This is a genomic window from Oligoflexus sp. (assembly GCF_035638955.1).
Lineage (GTDB): Bacteria > Bdellovibrionota_B > Oligoflexia > Oligoflexales > Oligoflexaceae > Oligoflexus.
Window position 1 is genome coordinate 1 of record NZ_DASQYZ010000503.1, and the last position, 3,005, is coordinate 3,005.

A 3,005-nucleotide genomic window follows, 5' to 3' on the forward strand; every position below is an offset into this window, starting at 1 on the left:
TTCAATGATGAGCATTCCACCGACATCGAGCTCGGGCAGGTAAAGTATCTCAATAATATCGTCGAGCAGGACCACAGGCGGGTGAGGCAAAGGACAAGGTCCATGCTCGGCTTCAAGACCTTTATGTCGGCCGCGAAAACGCTTGCCGGCATTGAGATAATGGCCATGATCAAAAAAGGTCAGATCGATATTCAAGGTTCCACTCCATTCGAGCAGTTTTACGCCCTTGCAGGATAACTGCGTCCGGGGGATGATTCCTTCAGAAACTCGCTTCACCCTTTTAAATGTTTGCGACAGAGCCTTTGTAAACTGGGAAAAATTCAACAAGGTGTTGTCAAAATATCCAATTTGCAAGCCAAGAATTAGGTTTTCACTACAGGAATTCAAAGCACTTGGTGAGTCGTGAATCAATGATTGAAGAGCCCATTGCGGGAAATCTGCACAATGGGTTCCGTGGGGATTGGAGTGTCCCAAGGCACTCCTTTTACCCGACTGATCATGCTAGCCCAGTTTGCAACACCCTCCTTCGCTTACTTCCGGCCGATCTCAAGTTCGAGGAGATTAGCGCATCCCATCACCGTGCCCGACGCAGACCGGCCTTTCGGCCACAATTCGCGCTTTCGAGCTGCAAAAGTTTGGTTCCAACTTCATTAACGAAAAGCAGGTGGCTGGCATCGATTGCCTAGGGCCCAAAGAATCTGAACCTGATCGATTAAGACCGCTCACATCGGAGCGGTCTTCTCATAGTCGGGAACAGTTAGAAGGTGTTTATATTCTTCGCGATTTGCATTGTCGTGCAGTGGATCGCACCACCAATCGAAATCAGGTTATCGACCGTTACGAAGTTCATTTTATATCCCGCGGATTCATAGGCGCGCTGCGCTTCATCTTCATAGCTCTTGATCAGACCTGCATCGGGATAAGCCTCCGTCAGAGGCACTGTACCTAAAACTTTGCTGGTGGCGGCGTCATAAACATAGCCATCAGCATCCATCGCTTGATAGCGTGGTGTGATCGCGGTTCCATTGACTGTGATCGAGTTGGTATAGGAACGCCAGATATCTGGGACTTCTATAATTTCGGTCTTGCTTGCATTGTAGTAGGCCGCGTAGCCGAAAATAATAGCCGGCATCGGAATGCGAATGACTCTCAAACCAAGGCTTTCGATGTCTTCTGCACGGGCATCCAGATAGGTCTGCACCTCTTTCGCCTTGCTGCGCTCTTCCGCGGTATACCAGTCGATGTTGACGACTTCATCGCGCAATTCGTTAACGATCACAGTTTTATTATCGAGAAACTTGGCCCACATATCGATGTGACCGGTCCCTTCATAGGGAATTCGTGGAAAAATGGTCACTCGCTTACAGCCGGCTTTTTCTTTGTACTGGCGGATGACTTCCTGCTTGTCCATCACTTCGTCGTTGGTGATTTTTTTGCGAGCATTGTCTGCAGCGGCTTGGGCTATGGCTTGCGGACTATTGGCATCGGTGACACGACTTGTCATCAGGCAGTCGCCGTCGTCATTATTCATGAAGTTGCCGCCTTCATTATAGACTGGAACGCTGACACGACTTACAACTTCCGGGCTCGTGACAACGGCGGAGAGCGGTAGATCCTGATTGAATAGATCAACCAGCGAGCGAGCGGCGGAATCGTCGGCATCTCGATTTGAGTAGTAGTTGAAATCGAGAAGTACGAGCTGACCATCTGCCGTATATGCGGGTTGTGGTGACCAATCACGCGCCCATACAGTTAAATAGTTGGTACCACTGATCCCGCCTGAAACTTTTTCGGATGAATCCTTTGCAGGGACCAGAACGATCTTGCTGAGGTCAGCGCCCAGGCTTTTCAGAGCATTGAAATCGGGACTTTGTCCCGCAGTTTTGTGTGCGTATGACCGCGGTACCATAACATAGAGCGCTTCAATATCGCTATCCAGCAAAGCTTTAGCCATCGCATGCTGCTGAGATGATGTTAAAACGGTTAGAGAAATTATGACGCCTTTTGATGGCTTATATTCAGGCACAGCTATAGGTCTGACAAGCAAATCGTCTTTACCTGTTTGGGCTGTGTATTTTTCGTTGAGGTATTCCGGATGGCCCTTAACTTTACTGGCCTGCTGCATCTGTTGTCCGCAAGCAGTCAAGAGCAACAAACCGAAGACTTTACCTAAGTCGATATGCTTCATGATGATTTGCTTTCCTAGAGAAACGATTTTAAGTTTTTGATTAGCCGGACAGCCATTTCTTCTTACATGCTTTGTAATCATAATCAAACAAATTAATGAATATGTAGAAGCTGACCTTATTTCTCGTTTACAAAGTGATCATAAGAATTGCTCAAGGTGAGCCCTGGCAGCCCACAAGGACCTATCGATCAATAGCTGAGGCTTTGAAAAAAGCGCTTTTGGTTGGTGTGTGTTTCGATGCAGGCATCGTTATGAAAAAGAAAGGAGCCGCATGGCCATCCGATCATCGGCCCAGGGCGACTGAAAAATTGCGATTGTGTTGCGTTTGCAGAAGCTGAGCGAGGGGAAGCAAGGATTGGCGAACGATCATGCAGCGACGGAATAGAAGATCTCTGCAGAGGTATTGCCCTCTGACCTGCCGTTTTCGAATTGTTCTCATCGACTCAAAACCACCAATTGTAATCCTTGCAGTTCGAAACCTCCCAAAGCCCAGCGTCGCTCTGCATAACTGTTTGATGGGCCTATGGTCCTGCTCGATAATGTTGTTCAAATATTTGTTCTGACGAATTCCGATATCGGCTCCAGCGTCGTCGTTATATCAGGGCCCCGGAAAGAATGCCTACGAATTGATCCAGTCGGCTATGAGTGGACTTCATTTGATTGTAATGCCGTTGAGATTCGGGCTGGAGGGCAGAGCCAGTGTTTAATTCCTTCGCTTTTTCGCAGAAAGTTCATTTTCTGGCCGCAGCAGGGCCGTGAGAGACGGCGCTCCTGTTTATGAATCGTTATCTCTTTGACTTCAGATTTTTGAGAAGAG

General features: G+C 48.1%; 2 protein-coding genes and 1 pseudogene. 1 reads left to right on the forward strand and 2 read right to left on the reverse strand.

Going from position 1 to position 3,005, the window contains the following annotated elements:
• On the forward strand, positions 1 to 237 hold a 237-nt coding region (locus VE954_RS41825; RefSeq protein ID WP_324964471.1), incomplete at its 5' end, for a DDE-type integrase/transposase/recombinase.
• A gap of 520 nt (positions 238 to 757) precedes the next feature.
• On the opposite strand, the gene VE954_RS41830 is transcribed toward VE954_RS41825, so the two are convergent.
• Together VE954_RS41830 and VE954_RS44010 are read right to left on the reverse strand one after the other, a co-directional pair.
• Positions 758 to 2,188, reverse strand: a complete 1,431-nt coding sequence (locus tag VE954_RS41830) for an agmatine deiminase family protein (RefSeq protein ID WP_324964473.1) — start codon at positions 2,186 to 2,188, stop codon at positions 758 to 760.
• A gap of 366 nt (positions 2,189 to 2,554) precedes the next feature.
• A pseudogene (locus VE954_RS44010) lies at positions 2,555 to 2,783 on the reverse strand (DDE-type integrase/transposase/recombinase); the annotation flags it as partial.
• Between the last annotated feature and the right edge of the window lie 222 nt (positions 2,784 to 3,005).